The 18,632-nt window shown below is 40.0% G+C and carries 13 protein-coding genes; 10 read left to right on the forward strand and 3 right to left on the reverse strand.

Features of this window, described 5'->3' with window-relative positions:
* The first annotated feature begins 86 nt into the window (after window positions 1–86).
* From DVR12_RS23380 to DVR12_RS23390, 3 genes are all read left to right on the forward strand, one after another.
* Window positions 87–884 (forward strand): FkbM family methyltransferase, encoded by a 798-nt coding sequence (locus DVR12_RS23380; protein ID WP_116978228.1) that lies wholly within the window; start codon window positions 87–89, stop codon window positions 882–884.
* A gap of 185 nt (window positions 885–1,069) precedes the next feature.
* The gene (locus DVR12_RS23385) at window positions 1,070–2,593 is read left to right on the forward strand and encodes a bifunctional GNAT family N-acetyltransferase/carbon-nitrogen hydrolase family protein (protein ID WP_116978229.1); all 1,524 of its coding nucleotides are present in this window, start codon (window positions 1,070–1,072) and stop codon (window positions 2,591–2,593) included.
* A gap of 308 nt (window positions 2,594–2,901) precedes the next feature.
* A complete protein-coding gene (locus DVR12_RS23390) occupies window positions 2,902–3,417 on the forward strand; it encodes a PH domain-containing protein (protein WP_116978230.1) in 516 nt (171 codons plus the stop codon).
* Between the two features lie 70 nt (window positions 3,418–3,487).
* On the opposite strand, the gene DVR12_RS23395 is transcribed toward DVR12_RS23390, so the two are convergent.
* Window positions 3,488–4,720, reverse strand: coding sequence for a nucleoside recognition domain-containing protein (locus DVR12_RS23395; protein ID WP_116978231.1), 1,233 nt, complete (start codon window positions 4,718–4,720; stop codon window positions 3,488–3,490).
* A gap of 65 nt (window positions 4,721–4,785) precedes the next feature.
* Here DVR12_RS23395 and ychF point away from each other — a divergent pair, with 65 nt between their 5' ends.
* Window positions 4,786–5,889: a redox-regulated ATPase YchF gene (ychF, locus tag DVR12_RS23400; protein WP_116978232.1), complete on the forward strand. Its 1,104-nt coding sequence runs from the start codon at window positions 4,786–4,788 to the stop codon at window positions 5,887–5,889.
* Window positions 5,890–6,099: 210 nt separating this feature from the next.
* Window positions 6,100–8,868, forward strand: a complete 2,769-nt coding sequence (locus tag DVR12_RS23405) for a hypothetical protein (RefSeq protein WP_147323531.1) — start codon at window positions 6,100–6,102, stop codon at window positions 8,866–8,868.
* A gap of 68 nt (window positions 8,869–8,936) precedes the next feature.
* Here the strand turns inward: DVR12_RS23405 and DVR12_RS23410 are convergent, their stop codons facing one another.
* Together DVR12_RS23410 and metX are read right to left on the reverse strand one after the other, a co-directional pair.
* Window positions 8,937–11,828, reverse strand: coding sequence for a TonB-dependent receptor (locus DVR12_RS23410; RefSeq protein WP_116978234.1), 2,892 nt, complete (start codon window positions 11,826–11,828; stop codon window positions 8,937–8,939).
* 99 nt (window positions 11,829–11,927) lie between these two features.
* On the reverse strand, window positions 11,928–12,944 hold the full coding sequence (gene metX / locus DVR12_RS23415) for a homoserine O-acetyltransferase MetX (RefSeq protein ID WP_116978235.1): 1,017 nt from the start codon (window positions 12,942–12,944) through the stop codon (window positions 11,928–11,930).
* 148 nt (window positions 12,945–13,092) lie between these two features.
* Here metX and DVR12_RS23420 point away from each other — a divergent pair, with 148 nt between their 5' ends.
* The 5 genes from DVR12_RS23420 to DVR12_RS23440 all read left to right on the forward strand — a co-directional run bounded on the left by DVR12_RS23420 (window position 13,093) and on the right by DVR12_RS23440 (window position 18,532).
* Entirely contained in the window at window positions 13,093–13,512 is a 420-nt protein-coding gene (locus tag DVR12_RS23420) for an OsmC family protein (protein ID WP_116978236.1), read from the forward strand.
* A 21-nt stretch (window positions 13,513–13,533) separates the two neighbouring features.
* Window positions 13,534–14,724: a trans-sulfuration enzyme family protein gene (locus DVR12_RS23425; protein WP_116978237.1), complete on the forward strand. Its 1,191-nt coding sequence runs from the start codon at window positions 13,534–13,536 to the stop codon at window positions 14,722–14,724.
* A gap of 233 nt (window positions 14,725–14,957) precedes the next feature.
* On the forward strand, window positions 14,958–15,311 hold the full coding sequence (locus DVR12_RS23430) for a hypothetical protein (protein WP_158563350.1): 354 nt from the start codon (window positions 14,958–14,960) through the stop codon (window positions 15,309–15,311).
* A gap of 105 nt (window positions 15,312–15,416) precedes the next feature.
* Entirely contained in the window at window positions 15,417–17,939 is a 2,523-nt protein-coding gene (locus DVR12_RS23435; protein ID WP_116978239.1) for a DUF5686 and carboxypeptidase regulatory-like domain-containing protein, read from the forward strand.
* A gap of 386 nt (window positions 17,940–18,325) precedes the next feature.
* Window positions 18,326–18,532 (forward strand): hypothetical protein, encoded by a 207-nt coding sequence (locus tag DVR12_RS23440; RefSeq protein WP_116978240.1) that lies wholly within the window; start codon window positions 18,326–18,328, stop codon window positions 18,530–18,532.
* The last annotated feature ends 100 nt before the right edge of the window (window positions 18,533–18,632 follow it).

Genomic DNA, 18,632 nt, shown 5'->3' on the forward strand with positions numbered 1-18,632 from the left:
ACTTTAGCCCCTATTTTTAAATTCTTTAATCGCTAAAATATTGTATTTTAATTTTTTGTATTATTTTAGTTGAAATTATCCCAAGAATGAAAGATGAAGCTTACTACCCATCATGGAAAAATGTATCTCAATACAAACAATACTTAAGCTACTTTGGTGAATATGTGCGATACGGAGATTGGAAGTCATTGAGTGCATCCCTAAAAATGGTATTGTTAAATAAACCAAGTCAAAAAGAATGGAACACTACCTCTGCAATGGGTAGGTTCAAAATTAGAAAAGGCACAACTGATTTCCAGTTTATCAACTACGCATATGAACGCCAGGTAAGAGATTATCTGAAACAACAGATAACCGATAGAAAGTTCGATGCATTTATTGATATTGGTGCTTGTATAGGGGAGTATGATATTTGGCTGGCTTCCCTAGGTATTCAATGCGTGGCATTTGAGCCAGTAAACTATAAAGCCATTGAAGAAAACATTAAACTGAATAATGTTGGCGATAAAATTAAGCTATACGCATGTGGACTGGGAAGTAAACAGGAAAAAGTGAACTTCAATGTAATGACAACCGTAACCGGGTCTAGTTATATTGATAGAAACAGTACATCTGAAGGCAACATTCCAATTGAGAGATTTGATGATCTGTTACCACAACTTGGTCTGAATCCTGCAATGAATGTTATAGTAAAGCTGGATGTGGAGGGAATGGAAACAGAAGTATTGGAAGGTGCCCGTCAGTTTATTTCCACATATCCTCACCTAAGGGTTATTTTCGAACGATATGAAAATGACAATACTGTAAATGATAAGTTAAGTGAATTGGCCGACTTCAGATTTGAAAGGATAGATAAATACAACTACCTCGCTATTAAACAGTAGCAGTTAATTAATAAGTAATAAAGCTAAAAGAGTGTTTCCAATTTGGAACACTCTTTTTTTATGGCCCCAGCTGTTTGTATTCTGTATACAGCCTGTATGACTATCTTCCGATTATGGTTAACAGTGCCAACCCTTTTGGTGCTAAAATTGTATATATTCTGTACTCACCAACACATTAAATATATATGTCAGACTCCGTTGAATTAGTCGAAATACGACAGCTTACAGCAGAAGATTATCTGGATCTTAAAGAATCGATGGTTTCTGCATATGCAGATATGGAAGGGAGTTACTGGAGGGAACCTACTATCCAGAGGCTGATTAACCTTTTTCCGGAAGGACAGATTGCTGTGGCGGTTAATGGCCGTGTAGTTGGTTGTGCCTTATCTATCATTGTTGATTATGAAAAATTTGGAGATAACCACACCTATGAACAGATTACGGGATACTACACTTTTAATACCCATAATCCTAAAGGTGATGTACTTTATGGTATTGAAGTATTTGTACATCCTGATTTCAGAGGCAGGCGACTGGCGAGAAGACTCTATGATTCCAGGAAGGTATTATGCGAACAGCTTAATTTACAAGGCATTGTTGCCGGTGGGCGGATTCCAAACTATGAGAAATATGCCGATAAAATGTCGGTCAGGGAATATATTGAGAAGGTACAGGATCGGGAAATCTATGATCCAACCCTAACTTTTCAATTTGCCAATGACTTCACTGTCAAGAAGATCCTTCGAAATTACCTGCCTAACGATGAAGCCTCCAAAGGTTTTGCCACACTTTTACAGTGGTTTAATATTTATTATGAAAAAGATCAGGATACCATCCGTTATAATAAAAGCACGGTGCGTATTGGTCTGGTACAGTGGCAGATGCGTGATTACGGAAATATAGATGGCTTTTTGCAGCAGGTGGAGTTTTTCATTGATGCAGTGAGTGATTATGGGTCCGATTTTGTGGTTTTTCCGGAGTTGTTTAATTCTCCGTTAATGAGCGAATTTAATCAGATGGACCCGGCAGGGGCCATACGCGGATTGGCTAAGCATACCGACCGGCTGAGGGAGGAGTTCCAGAAGTTTGCAGTTTCGTATAATGTAAACGTTATTTCCGGGAGTATGCCAATAGTGATAGACGAAAGTTTATATAACATTTCATACTTGTGCAGACGGGATGGAACCTATGAGGAGTATGTAAAAATCCATCCGACTCCGGGTGAAGTATTATCCTGGGGAATGAAAGGGGGTGACGATATAAAAGTATTTGATACCGATTGTGGGAAGATAGGAATCCAGATCTGTTATGATGTCGAATTTCCCGAACCTTCCCGAATTTTAGCGGAGCAGGGAATGCAGATTTTGTTTGTACCATTTATGACAGATACTCAACATGCCTATAACCGGGTAAGGTTTTGTGCACAGGCCAGGGCGGTAGAGAATGAATGTTATGTAGCGATTGCCGGATGCATTGGTAACCTGCCCAAGGTCAATAATATGGATTTGCAGTATGCACAATCCTGTGTATTCACACCTTCCGATTTTGCTTTCCCGGTAACCGGAGTGAAGGCCGAATCTACGCCCAATACAGAAATGGTGGTAATTGCAGATGTAGACTTGGTTTTGCTGAAGGAATTACATGCTTTTGGAAGTGTACAAACACTAAAGGATATTCGATCGGATCTTTATAAAGTTGTAAAAAGATGATTGATTTAATTTATTGATTGTTATGTTGATACGGCTACTTAACGAATAGTTTACTTTAAGCGTGGAACATCAATTCGTAAAATTTTCAATCACAAAATGAAAGTTTTACTGATAGTAAAACTTTAAATAGCAAATGTTTATTTGTTGGTTTTGAGATGTTTATGTTTTTTATTTATTGATTATCATCGGGATTAACATTTAATTTTAATTCTCAAATTTATATCAATGAAATATAAGACAAAAAATATTCTTAAAATATAACAAGTAATTATCTAATTTACCCTCAATTTAAAAGTGAAAGACCAAATATGAGATACGACGCTGTTTTGGATGAAAACTCTAAGCTTGTTACACACTTGTCTATTATTTTGACACTTGTTTTTATTTTCAGACAATTGACCGATGTAACTGGTGACCCATTAAGCACAACTGCCTTATTATTTATTTTGGTTCCAGTATTAGTAATTGCCTGGGCGTTAAGCCCCCGATATTACCTGATCACCGACACGGCTATACTAATAAAGCGACCATTATTCTCTATCACTATTTATCTTTCTGAGGTGGTAAGGTTGAAAAGTGTATCGGAAGAAGATCTTGGAAGCAGTTCCAGGATTTTAGCATTAGGAGGGATTTTTGGATACCTCGGTAATTACAGGTCCAGTGAAATAGGAAAATACCAGGGATGGTGTACCAACCGCGTAAATCTGGTGTTGATAGAATCTTCCAATCAAAAATGGTTGATAAGTCCTTCTGCTCCTGAAGAGTTTATTAGACAGGTTAATAGCCGGATTAATGTTCCTTCAGCTTGTCCTACACAGGAATAAAACTTATACAAAATAGAAACGGGGCGAATGTATTAGACATTCGCCCCGTTTTTTATTAAATAGCTAGTTATCAATGAAAAAAGAGATAGGCCAGTAGTATTGCGCAGATCATTCCGCAGAAATCTGCAATCAGCCCCGCCGCCAATGCATAGCGTGTATGCTTGATATTTACTGATCCAAAATATACTGCCAACACGTAGAAAGTAGTTTCTGTAGTTCCCTGAATTACACTGGCCAGTTTACCTGCAAATGAATCCACTCCGTGAGTTTTAAGAACATCCACCATCAACGCCCTGGCCCCGCCACCGCTCAATGGCTTCATAAACGCCACCGGCAAGGCCGGTACGAAATCGGTATTAAAGCCCAGCATCGCAAAAAGGCTCCCTATACCGTTTACAACATAGTCGAGGCACCCGGTAGTCCTGAATACACTGATCGCCACCAACATACCCACTAAATACGGGATAATCCTCACAGATACCTGGAAACCTTCTTTTGCCCCTTCAATAAAAGCATCATAAACATTAATCTTTTTGATAATTCCTGATACCAGGAAAACTATTATTATGGAGAAGATGATAGCGCCCCCCAAAGAAGCTGTTTTTGGCCCGATTTCATTTGCAGGTAAATGCTTCACCCAAAACCATAATCCGGCTACTACGGCCGCAAAAGTGGCCAGAAATATTAAAACCGGTAGTTTAAAAAGGTTGATCCGCTGGTAAGCTGCTACTGTAAACATTCCGATAATAAACGCTACAAACGTAGAAATCAGCGTAGGGATAAAGATATCTGCCGGATTGGCTGCGCCCGCCGCCAACCTGATGGCAATTACTGAGGTCGGTATTAATACCACCCCAGCCGTATTCAATACCAGGAACATAATCTGTGGATTGCTGGCTTCCTCCGGACGAGGATTTATTTCCTGCAATTCCTTCATCGCTTTTAACCCCAGTGGGGTAGCTGCATTGTCTAATCCCAGCATGGTTGCACTAAAATTCATCATCATGGAGCCCATCGCAGGGTGCCCTTTGGGAACGTCGGGGAACAACTTCGAAAAAAATGGATTCACAAAGCGGGAAAAGCGCCCAATCATTCCAGCTACTTCCCCAATTCTCATGATCCCAAGCCATAAAGTCATAATCCCTGCAAGCCCCAGGGAAATCTCAGCCCCGGTCTTTGCACTGGCAAACATGCCATTCATGATATCTCCAAAAACACTGGCATCATGTAAAATAAGCGACTTAAAAACTGCTACAACAAATGCAATTAGAAAAAATCCAAGCCAAACGTAGTTTAATGCCATTAGATTATTGGTTTATATCGACAAATAAACTAAAATAAAACCTATCTTTGCGCAAATTTTTAGAAATGGCTTTGCAAGTTGGAATTGTAGGATTGCCGAACGTAGGAAAATCGACTTTATTTAATGCGGTGAGCAACAGCGCTAAGGCGCAAGCCAGCAACTACCGCTTTTGTACCATAGAACCTAACGTGGGTCAGGTAGACGTACCGGATGAACGCCTGGCTAAACTGGCGGATCTGGTTAAACCCGATCGTATCGTACCTACAACCATTGAGTTTGTAGACATCGCCGGACTGGTAAAAGGTGCCAGCAAAGGGGAAGGTCTTGGTAATAAATTCCTCGCTAATATTCGCGAAGTTGACGCTATCGTTCACGTGATCCGTTGCTTCGAAGATGAAAATATCCTCAGGGAAGAAGGAGTCATCAACCCGGTTAGTGATAAAGAAATCATCGATACCGAATTACAGTTGAAAGACCTGGAAAGTGTTGAACGTAAAGTGGCCCGTACCGAAAAAATGGCTAAAACTGGTGGTGACGCCAAAGCTAAAGCCGAATTCGAAGTACTGAAAAGATGCCAGGAACACCTCGAAAAAGGTCGTAATATCCGCGAACTTGGCCTCAGCAAAGAGGAAAGAGTAGCGATAGCAGACCTCTTCCTGCTTACAGAAAAGCCAGTACTCTACGTTGCCAACGTTGATGAAGCTTCCATTCACACCGGAAACAAATTCTCTGAAGCACTCAGAGAAGGCGTAAAAGCTGAAAATGCGGAAGTAATCATTATGAACAACAGCATCGAAGCTCAGATCTCCGAAATGGAAGATCCGGCCGATAAAGAACTGTTCCTCAGTGAATACGGATTAACAGAGCCAGGCCTCAACCGCCTCATCCGCTCTGCCTATAACTTACTGAGCCTCATTACTTATTTTACTGCCGGTGTTCAGGAAGTTCGCGCATGGACCATCCACAGAGGTTGGAAAGCTCCGCAAGCTGCCAGCGTTATTCATACCGACTTTGAAAAAGGATTCATCAAGGCTGAAGTTATCGCGTACGACGACTATGTAAAATACGGTTCTGAATCAGGGGCCCGTGATAACGGCCGACTGAGAATTGAAGGAAAAGAATATCTCGTTGCCGATGGCGATGTGATGCACTTCCGATTTAACGTTTAATCGAATCATTTATAATTTATAGTGGGCTGACCAACTGGTCGGCCCTTTTTTTTCGTATACCTGTAATTGTTATAACACCTAAGACTATAGGAAGCTCAAATAATTATATCTGAAATACAACACAATGGTCATTTTCGGCTATTGCCACTCGTCCTGAGAGTCAGTAATTTGCACGCTGAAAAAGTTCTTGCCACTTTTTTACGATTAGTTATGAGAATGATCTGCAGTTTACTGCTTTCCCTATCCCTGTCACTGTTTGTAAATGCACAAGCTCCAAAGGGATTTACCGAGAAATACAGCACCACACTATCAGGAGGTGGTACCGCCTTTAATTATGAACCAGCTATGAATGTCTGGGCGTATGTAGAAGATCAACCCGGCATTACGGGACAACAGGTTTTCTGGCACGTGAAAACATTTTTCCATCACTACAGCGTGATCAGGTTTGTAAAACACATCAAACTTACCTGCGGAAATGTAATTACCCGGAATGTAAGGTTATATGATTTAAAAGATGGTCAAACTATCAGTGGCGCCACCTTTTCGGGAGATGGAGATCTGGTAGACGGAATCTTCAAAGAGGATTGTGCCAATAAAAACCGGATAGCATCCGTATGGATCAGCGATGTGACCTGCGAGTTGGCAGATGATGATTATATGATGGTGGATGAGAAAAACCGCCTGGCCAAAATTAAAGCGGATGAAGAGGCCCGTAAGGAGGCTGAACGAAAACGTATAGCCGAAGAACGTGCTGCTAAGGAAAAAGCCGTAGCTAAAGAAAGAGAGGCTAAAGAAAAGGCTGAAGCTGAGGCTAGAGCCAAAGCGAAGGCCAAGGCAAAGAGCAATGGATCTTCTTCAGGAGGTAGCAATTATAGTTATACCCCTGTTCCTCTAACTCCTGCCCAACAATATTCTGCATGGTTGAATCAATACAGTGAAAACCTGAGACAACAGCAAGTAGAAGCCAATACTCAGTATCAGAAGGCTCAGGATATAGCAACACAATCTTTTGCAAACGGTGTAAGTACCAAGCAAGGCTTACAAAATTTCCAGTCAAACATGAGTGATCTGGCACTTAGCCAGGATATGAGTACATCGGCAGGCCGTACACGTGCCACTGCCTATGCTGCCGAAAGCGTTGCTGCCGGAATTGCAAGCATTTTTATCAAGGAACACGATTATGAGGCAGAAGCCGAACAGCGGGCAGAAAACAGGAAACGTGAAAGAGAGGCTGAAGCGGATGCAGAGATCCGTAGACAAAAAATATACGATGAAATTACACCATTTATTGATGCCGATTTGATCTGGCTTTTCGTAAATATAGATTCACCGGCCGATAAGATCTTCCAGTATAATACTCTAAATACAAGGTATTTACGTGTAGTGGAAATAAAAAGAGCTAAGTACTGGGAAAATGAGAAGTTCTCCGCCGCCTATGGTAATAAAGCGTCAATTGATTTTAGTACGGGAATGACCACAAAACTATGGGGTAAAATTAGCCCCTTACAGCCTGAATTATCTTCTGCCTTTTCTGAATTAATAAGGAACGACTTTTATTATGGAACAGGTAAATGGGAGCGGAAAATAAGAAAGCATACACTTAAAGGGAAGTATGGAGATTTTAAGAAATATGCAGCTAAAGGAATTGGTTCAATGCTTTTTACAGATAAAAAATTACATATAACTAAAGATAGCGCCATTGCGATTGAATTTTTACAAAAAGCACTTGATCCTAAAGCTACAAGCAGAGAGGAGAATGGTAAAGTTTATATTCAGGATGCAATCGGTGAGTTTTATTACGATTTAGCAGTTAGAAATAATGATCCTAAATTGATGTTAAAGGCTTTCGATTGTTTCACTGAATGTCTGAAGTATGCAGTTTTAAATGAATGGAAATATCCGGGCCTCTTTCAGAAATTATATCATAACCAGTTACTAGCTGCTTACCGTTTGGTGATGGATGAAAGAACTGAAAACCCCGAAAAATACCTCTCTTTCGTTAGCAGTCAGTTCAATCGCCATTATGGTCGTGAATTAGGTTTTGCTTCCGCTAAGTTCGATGCTCAGGCAAACCAGTTTTATAAAGATGGAAATTATGAGGCTGTGTTTAAGTTGCATAAAATATTTAATGATACAACTTACCATGCCTACGATTTTGTGAGGGTAAACAGTTGGGGAAGAATTGGTAGTTGTTATGCCAATGGCTATGGGGTTGATAAGGATACTGTAGAAGCAATGAAATGTTACAACCTGCTAAGAGGGTCCAGATCCTGGTCATCCATTCAGGATTCAATTCTGAAACTGCGAGATCCTGCTGCCTTTGCAGACAAATTTGCCTTGAATCATATTTTCTACAAAGAGATTCCTGTTACTGTTTCAAAAGTACTGGAGGATGTCAAGAATTCCGACAAAATAAGTACGATATTATTAGGGAGTACAGATGGTAACTATCTGATTCGTTCTGAAAAAGGAGCTGTCTTTGGAAAAAATATTGCTGATACTTTATATGGGGCAATCCGTAGGGCAATGAATTCTGGTGAAAAGATTAAACAGATATATTTATCCCCGGATCTAAGGGCATGGAGTGTGATATATGGTAAGAACTATTATAATACTCAAGGAATGCCTCAGGGTTTGCTCAATGCGATGACGAAGTATTATAATAACGGCTCGGATATTTCTCATTTGGCTGTCGGACCTGGTGAAGGATGGGTTGTAGTTGAAGGCAGTTGTGGTTATACATTTGATAATATTCCGGATGCCCTGGCAAAAGGTCTGAAGCAGGTAAATACTGCAGCAGGAACCATCAATCTAATTGTATTTCATCCGCAAAATGGCTGGTTAATGGTGTATAACGACAACGAATATATATATGAAAATATTCCTCAGCCGTTATTACAAAAACTGGAAGAGTATAAACAAAAGAAAAGGCCTGTACATAACGTCTGCTTTTCGGAAAATGGTTTTGTAATAAACTAAAAGTATTAAATAGAAAAATGGCTGACCAAATTTTTTAGTCAGCCATTTTTTAATAACAAGTGATTAAATTATAAGTTATACCCCAGAGAAATATACCATTGAGAGCCAATGGTAGGGTTACCCCAGGATTGTATTACTTTCTTATTCAGAATATTCACCCCACCAAGTTTAATAGTAGTTTTAGCCTTAGGAAGGTATTTGCTGATCATGGCATCCAATGTTCCGAATGCTGGAATCTCACTCAAACCGGTAGCATTTACTTTTGGTCCGACAAAGGAAGATTGCCAGATAAATGATTGCTGCCATTTCCATAACAGATTGAATGCATAGTTGGAGTTGGCAATATTACGGTTGCCGAAATTAAGACCATAACGAACCTTAGGTGTATTGTACATTACAAGGAATGATCCTAATTCACTGGCATTATTTAACTCATTATAAGAGATATTTCCACCGGCAGTAAAGTTAGATGGCAAGCTGTAATCAAGCCCCAAAGCCCAACCCCAGGACTTAACAGTTTCTGTTGCACTAACAGGTACTGAGAAGATATCCGGGTTATTAGGGTCACTGGTAGGTTTTACCAATATTTGGGCACCATTCATGTTTTTAAAATCATTTTTATAGATATAGGCATCAATCAGCAATCGTTTTGCTACTAGTGCCTTATAACCGATTTCATAAGCCTGAATTCTTTCCGGCTTAAATTCATGGAAGGTATATTGTGTTGGATGGCCTGCCTGTACAGATTGTAAAGTAAATAATGGACCTGTTGTGAGCCCATAACGTTCAATCAGGAACGGTAATCCACCAATTAAGTGAGCCTGCGGGGTAACCAGATCTATATACTGATCCTGGTTATTTGGGATTCTGAAGCCGGTTTGATAGGAAACCCGAATGTTTTGAGTACTAAGGAAGGTATAAACAGCAGAGAGTCGTGGACTAAACTGACCTTTAAAGTTCATATTCTTATCATACCTGATAGAACCTGTGAGTTTTAAATGGTCGTTTATCAGTTTTTTCATTGCTTGTAAATAAGCACCATACTCATTAATTCTAAATTCCTTGCCATTATCATCCAGCGCGAATAATGTCTTTTCAGAATTTAATGCATATCTGCGATAGTTACCTCCAATCAGAATTTCCGCAAAGTGGATCTGTTTATGGAAGTTGTACATAAATTCTGCCTGATATAAGTTGGTCTTATCTGTGAACTTGGCACCAACTCCTGATGCATCTCCGGGAATTGCCTTATTTTTTACTTTGTCTGCTGCCGCATTGAAGGCATCGGTTCCGGGAAGTAGCCGGCCCTGGTCTGCAACAGTTCTTGCTGCTGTATTGTAAGCGGCTCTATTGCCATCTACAGCTGCTTTAGCTGCAGCCAAAGCCTCTGCTGGGGATTTGCCTCCTAGTAATGCAGCACCGTATGCAGTACCGAAATCTGTAAGGGCTGCACCTGCATAAGTGCCAAAGTATTCCGGATACCATTGGGTTTTACTAGGCTTCCAGGCTTCATTGATACCCGCAGCTAAGGTTCCGCCGGCATAGCTGTCGCCCGATCTTTCCTGGGTTGTATATACGCGAACATAGAAATCAGGGCTTTTAATTTCTGCTTTATACTGGCCCATATTAAAATTCTTCAGAGAGTACCTGTCTGCTCCGGTGTATACTGTAGTTCCGGCACCATAACTTCCCTGGATCAACGCTTCCAGGTTTTCCTTAATTTTATAGTGTAAGGCGCCATTAAGTTTTAAGTTCCTGGTATTGTAATCTACCACATCAGATTCTTTGTAGCCCGTTCTTGTAATATCGCTGTGGGCAGCATCTGGCATTGCATTGTTGAATATATCCAGTGGACTGATAGTATTTAACAGCTTTGCAGAAAGTCCGGCCAATTGCAGATTCAGTTTGCTACCTGGAGTAACGGCTTCTTTTAGCAGGTTATTATACATATTTCCGCTGTTTTCATCGCCATATATATTTACTCCGTTATAGCCTTCATTATTGGCTCTGGTTCCGTTGGCCAGGTTGTGACCATTAGCCAGGCTCTGATCGCGATCGTCATACGCCTGCCAATCTTTGGCTTGCAGGTAACCAATATTTAGTTTAAATGCCCACTTGTTGTTGAAAGCTTTGGCATAACGTACGGATACATCATAAAAGCCTGTTGTAGCATTGGTTCGGCCGTTATCATTAAGGAATCCTGATTTTACCTGAGCACTTAAACCCTGGTATTGGAAAGGGTTTTTACTGTTCATCAGTACAATTCCATTGAGTGCATTGGGACCATATAATGCAGATGCGGCTCCAGGAAGTAATTCCACATTGTCGAGATCCAATTCAGGAATACCCACCATATTTCCTACAGAGAAATTAAGCCCAGGGGCCTGGTTGTCCATTCCATCATTGAGTTGCAGTACTCTGGTGTTACCATTACTGTTAAATCCGCGGGTGTTTACAGATTTAAAAGTGAGACTTTGAGCGCTCATTTCTACGCCTTTCAGGTTGCCGAGTGCATCATAGAAAGAAGGAGCGGGAGATGCTTTTAGGGCTCTGGTATCTAACTTTTCGATAGAAACCGGAGATTGAAGAATACTTTCCTGCACGCGGCTGGCGGCTACTACAACTTCCTGACCTAATACTTCAGTAGCTGTTAATTCGATCCGCAGATCCGCTGTTGCAGTGTTTAATGTCTTCTCTTCTGTTTTGTAACCTACATAGGAAAATACCAGTGTTAGCGGGAAGTTTTGGGTCGTTTTTAAATGGAAGCTTCCATTGCTGGTGGAAACCGTTCCGCTTTTACTTCCTTTTAGAACAACTGTTACGCCAGGCATGGCATTTCCAGAGCTTTTGTCTCGTACCGTTCCGGAGAGGGTAACATCGGTTTGTGCTAAAGTTATCTTGCATAGGCATAATAAAAGCAACACAACCCCTAAACCTCCTTTAAAGAGCTTATTTTTCATACAGTGTGGAATTTGGGTTTAGATTTCGGTTATAATTAAATATAACCAGAATTTTTGATACCTGATCTCACTGGAAAAAAAACTCTTTAAAGAATAATATTAAATATCCCAGGTCTTTAAAATATGCCCGATTTTCTCAAACTCAATTAGGAAACCATCATGACCATATGACGAATCTATTTCGTGATACGTGGCATTAGGCATGAATGTGGCCATGAATTGCTGTTCTTCGGGAGGACAAAGGATATCACTGCTGATACCTATCAAAAGGGCTGGTTGTTGGATATGGGAAAGGGTAGTGGTGATTTTCTCATGTCTACCCCTGGCAATATTATGGCTATCCATGGCTTTGGAAAGCAGCCAATAGGATTGTGCATTGAAACGCTTAACCAACTTATCGCCCTGGTAATTTATATAGGAAGATGCTTTGAAATCGTCTGTTTTTTCTTTGTCTTTATCGGTTTGGGCCTGAACAAAGGTCTGATAATTACGGTAAGTAAGCATACCTATCGCTCTCGCTGCCTTAAGGCCTTTAGCACCTGCATCGGGTCTTGAAAGCTGCCAGGTTTCATCAGCTTCAATGGCTAATCGCTGTGCGGTATGTATGGCAATGCCCCATGCACTTTCGGCAGCGCCGGTACAAAGAAGGAATAAACGATCTATCAACGCAGGTGCAATTAGCGACCATTCCAATACCTGATAGCCTCCCATAGAGCCGCCAATGAGCAGGTGAATGCGTGGTATCTCCAGGTGTTTACGCAGTAATTCGTGGGCCTGTACAATATCTCGGATGGTAATAGCAGGAAAACTTCTGTACCATGGCTCTCCGGTTTCCGGGTTAATAGTTTGTGGCCCGCTGGTTCCATAACATGATCCAAGGATATTAGCACAGACAATAAAATGCCGGGCAGGATCAATTACCTTACCATGACCAATTAAGCCCTGCCACCAGTCAGCTACATCGCTGTTGGCGGTAAGAGCATGACAAACCCAAACCACGTTACTGCCATCTGCATTCATTGTACCATACGTGTGGTATGCAATCTGTAATGTTGGTAATACCTCCCCGGATTCTAACCGGAAGGTAGCTTGACTATTATAAACCTTTGCCGACAATGCTATCAATTAATTTGCGCAAAACTACAATATCAGAATTAAAAATCATGATCAACTCTTATGAAATATTGATTTATATGCATACGTGACCCTTTAATTAGTAATTCGCATTCTTTTAAATTATCTTTGTTTCAGAAACTTTAAAATCATGAAGATAGCATTACAAAGAGTAGACGACGGATTTAATATGGAGGCAGTAGATGAAGGCGGCCACAAAGTATTGATGGACTCATCTCTGGAAAATGGCGGCAAGAATAATGGCGTGAGACCTATGCAAATGGTGATCATGGGACTTGGTGGTTGTTCCGCTATTGATGTATTAATGATCCTTAAAAAACAAAGACAGGAAGTAACTGATTTCCGTATAGAAATCGATGCCGAAAGAGAAAAAGGTAAAGAGCCTTCTCTCTGGGAAACAGCACATATTATTTTCCATATCTCCGGTAAAGTTGATGCTGATAAAGCTGCCCGCGCCGTAGAACTCTCCATGAACAAATATTGTTCTGTTGCAGAAACCCTTCGTCAGTCTAATACTAAGCTGACCTGGGAAGTGAAAATGCATGCCTAATAGCTTTAACTACCATATTCGATGAGCAAAGAAAGCAGTAGAAAATTTTCACCTGAAACCAATGCGGTCAGAATTCAGGTGCCACGAACTGACGAGATGGAACACACTGCTCCAATGTTCCTGACTTCCAGTTTTTGTTTTGATAATGCAGAAGAGATGCGAGCTACTTTTGCGGATGAAACCGACTTTAATGTTTATAGTCGTTTTAGTAATCCGAATGTAGATGAACTGGTTCGTAAAATGTGTGCTTTGGAAGGAGCTGAAGCCGGTTATGCCACCGCTTCCGGGATGAGTGCTATTTTTGCAAGCTTTATGGCCTTGATGAAAGCAGGTGACCACCTATTATCTGCCCGCTCCATCTTCGGATCTACTCATACTGTTGTCACTAAGTTTCTTCCTAAATACGGTATTGAAACTTCCTACTTCGATATTAATGATCCTGCCAGTATTGAGGCCATGATTAAGCCTAATACTAAGATGATCTTTGTTGAAACTCCTTCTAATCCGGGTCTCGAAATTATTGACCTGGCTCTTCTTGGAGAGATTGCCAACAAGCATAATATTATTCTGAATGTAGATAACTGCTTTGCCAGCCCGGTGTTGCAACGGCCGATCGAATTCGGTGCTCACCTGGTTACTACGTCTGCTACCAAATGGATAGATGGCCAGGGCCGTGTATTAGGTGGAGTAGTAGTTGGTAAACAAGAGCTGATCAAGGAAATACATGCTTTCTGCAGAAGCACCGGTCCTGCTATGTCGCCATTCAATGCATGGGTATTAAGTAAAAGTCTTGAAACCCTTTTTGTAAGAATGGAACGCCATAGTTCCAGTGCATTAAAATTGGCTCAGTCACTCGAAAAGAATCCGCATCTGGCTTTTGTCAGATATCCAATGCTCCCTAGTCACCCACAATATGATATCGCTGTTAAGCAGATGTCTGGCGGCGGTGGAATTGTGTGTTTTGAACTTAAAGGTGGTCTGGAACAAGGGGTACGATTCCTCGATGCCCTGGAGCTGTTATCATTAACCGCTAACCTCGGCGATAGCAGAAGTATTGCTTCCCACCCGGCAAGTACTACTCATGCTAAATTATCTGATGCAGAAAGAGCAAGCGTTGGTATCACGCCAGGGCTTATACGTATTTCTGTAGGATTGGAAAATGTAAATGACCTCCTGATAGATATTGAACAGGCACTCGAAAAAAGTGCATAGTATTTCTCGCAAAGGCGCAAAGATTAATATGAAGGTGCAAAGGATTTTTTTAAGAATAATTAGAAATAGTGAGAATTATTAAAAGCTACTGGTATTAGTTTCTATTAAATTGAGACTTTTAGGCAGCCCACAAAAGCATTCTCCCTAAGTCTTCTGTCCTTAAAAAAATCCTTTGCACCTTCATATTAATCTTTGCGCCTTTGCGAGAAACTCATTATCTTCCAATAATGAAAATGAAATCCTTCGCCCACTTTCTTCTGATCCTGATATTAGCTTATGTTGCAGGAATGGTATTACCCTGGTGGAGTATAACCCTGGTAGCTTTCCTGGTTACATTATTAATGCCATTATCCCCCGGAAAAGCCTTCTTCAGCGCTTTCATGAGTATTTTTTTATTATGGTTGATCCTTGCTTTTTATATGGACGTTCGCAACGATCATATACTGGCAAACAGAATGAGTGAAATGATTCTGAAGGTAAAAAGCGCACCTCTTATTGGAGTTGTCAGCGCTTTACTAGGTGGTTTACTCGCTGGTTTGGCTTCTCTTACAGCTGCCTATCTGAGAGCCCCTAAAAGAGCGGTATAGCGATTATCTTGACTGTTAAATTTCTCCTAAAGCCATATTATTTTTTCAGGAACAAGGCATTACCTGTTAGATTTGAAAATCTAATAAAAAATTAGATTTGCCTATATGAGAAAATATTTACTAACCCTGTTTTGTACCCTATTATCTATTTATAGTCAGGCTGCTCTAATTAAAGGTCATGTAACCGATAATACCGGCCAACCTCTCCCTTATGCCACAATTTTTATTAAAGGAACAACTAATGGCACTACAACTAATGCTGCTGGTCAGTTTCAATTAGAACTTTCTGCCGGAAATTATACGATCGTTTGCCAATATATTGGCTTTAAGAAAAAGGAAATCAATATTCAGGTGGCCGAAGCTACTCAGCAGCTCAACTTCAGCATGGAGCCTACCAACATGCAGATTAAAGAAGTAGTAATCAAAGCCGGGGCAGAAGATCCTGCTTATGCCATTATCAGGCAGGCCATCAAAAAGCGCAGCTTTTATCAGCAGCAGGTAAAAGAATATACCTGTACTTCATATATTAAAGGTACCATAGGTCTGCAAAATGTACCTGGGAAACTCTTTGGGCAAAAGGTGGATAAATCAGAAATAGGGGTCGACAGCACGGGCAAAGGAATGGTATTTCTTTCCGAATCATTAACCAAAGTATATGCAAGGCAACCAGATGATTTAAAGCTGGAAGTTATTTCCAGCCGCAAAAGCGGTGGGGGATTAGGGTTCGATTTCCCTACATTCATAAGTTTTTATGATAACAATGTGCAGGCAATTATGACCCAAATGGGGCCCAGAGGATTTATTTCGCCAATCTCCGAAAATGCGTTGAAATTTTACCGTTATAAATTGACCGGCACTTTTATAGATGATGGAAAAACAGTAAATAAAATTGAAGTCATCCCACGTAGAAAAAATGAACCACTATTTGCAGGATCTATTTTCATTACCGATGATGATTGGCGTATCTATAGCGTAGACCTGCAATTAACAAGCGATTACCAGTTAGATATCCTCGATACGTTAAGAATTCGTCAAACGCATGTTGAAGTAACTCCGGCCATCTGGCGGATTAAAGACCAGGTATTGCATATTGCATTCAAAAAACTGGGCTTTGCCATGTCGGGCAACTTTGTAAATGTATATAGCAATTATAATGTTAATCCGCAGTTGGGCAACAAATTCTTCAACAACGTAGTAATTAAATACGATTCTACCTATAATAAACAACCTCACGGATACTGGGATAGTATAAGGCCTGTGCCTTTGGAACCAGAAGAGGTAAAGGATTATCATGAAAAGGATAGTGCTGCTGATGCTAATAGAAAAGCTGCATTAACCCCAAGGCATATCGACTCGTTGCAAAAAGCCCAGAAACCGGTTTCTGTGATGAACATATTATGGAGTGGAATCAACAGACGCTATTATTTTGCGAGAGACAGTAGTGTGAAATTTAACCAGCTTCATATCAAAGCGCTTCCTCCTGCGTTGAAATATAATACAGTGGAAGGTTTGGCGCTGGCATTGGAATCCTCATATTTTATTAATGCCGGGAAAAATAAAAGCCTGGTTATCAATCCGGATATCAGATATGGTTTGAGTAATACTCACCTCAATGCATCTACGGGAATAGATTTTTATAAGGATTCCCGTGTAGCAGGAAAATGGGGTAGAGATCAATGGAGTATTGCAGGTGGTAAACGTATTGTACAATTTAATCAGGATAATCCAATCAATAATTTGATGAATGAGTTCTATACTCTGGTTTTGAAAGAAAACTATATGAAACTCTATGAAAACTGGTTTGGAAGCCTGAGATATACCAGAAGATTTCAAACAAATAGTCGCTTGTCCTTATTGGCGTGGTATGAAGACAGAATTCCCGTTGAAAATACTACTGATTTTGTATTCTTTAAGAATGACAATAAATCATTTACGCCGAATCATCCTGCTGAATTAAGTAATATTCCTTTTTACAGGCATAAAGCTCTGATGGCAAGTGCAACGTTTAGTTTTCAGCCTGGTCAGAAATATATGGAAATGCCGGATCGGAAAGTTTCACTGGGGTCTAAATACCCCACTTTTACTGTCCAATACACAAAAGGGATTCCGAATATCGCCAATAGTATTGTCGATTATGACAAATGGCGTGTATCCGTTAACGATAATATGAACTTCAAATTATTCGGAGAATTTAAATACCACGTTACGATTGGAGGATTTATAAATAGTAATAATGTTCAAATACCGGATTTGCAACATTTTAATGGTAACAGAACCTTCTTCAATGATAAATATTTGAATAGTTTCCAGCTGGCTCCTTATTATCAATACAGTACCAGTGCACCATTTTATGCGATGGCAAATGTCGAACATCACTTTAATGGGTTGTTAACCAATAAAATACCTGGTATTAATAAAATGAAATGGAATCTCGTAATAGGTTCAAATGCATTTTATGTAAATAAGGATAATAATTATATTGAAGCATTTGCCGGCTTAGAGAATATCTTTAAAGTAATCAGGGTAGATGTGGTAGCGGGATATCAGAGTCAATCTGCCACTCAGGTAGGCGTTAGGGTTGGATTGGGTGGAATTATTGGGGGGATGTTGAAATCGGCTATTCCGTAAGCAAATCCGGGGCCTTTATATTACTGCATGGACGTAGTATAAAGGCCCGCCTGGCCACACATTATTTTTTCCTGCTTTTTAATTCTTTCTTTTCATCAAAGAAGTAAGCCAACAATCTGTAGATCCAAATTCCAATGATTGCATAAACGAAGTAAGTAATGTAATTAGTCATAAATTTTCATTTTTTGGGTTAAACAATATTGCTTTCTCGAAATGTATTTTTCAAAAAGGGTGCCAATAGGGGTGTAACGTAATAACGAAGTTATATACAATAATTGTTAAATAGCTATTAAAAAATAAATATTTTTTTTGTTGTTTTTAATTTTTTTTCTTTATACCTTTCATAATCAAGAGTCTCTAATTTTTATCGCAGTAATCTCACAGTTATGAATAGAATTGCTCTTTTCGCCTTGATCATAGGAATTATTTTAGCTTTTGTCGCCTATTATACAGATTTTAATGATTTGCCAGGAGCAACCGAACTGAGAGCCCCGGGATTTGTTGGTTATATTCTTATTATCAGCGCATTAGGTTGGTTCAGTTTAAATACCCTGCATCAATGGGGTAGAGAATCCCGCTTATATTATTCCTGATTTCTATTGAATTTTGCTACCTTTGCGCCCTAATCATATTTTCTTTAAGAGAAAGAAATTTGATTGAAGTTTTGTTCAGCAGGTAACTGTCCTTAAAATT

It is taken from the genome of Chitinophaga silvatica, assembly GCF_003419895.1.
Taxonomy (GTDB): Bacteria; Bacteroidota; Bacteroidia; order Chitinophagales; family Chitinophagaceae; genus Chitinophaga; species Chitinophaga silvatica.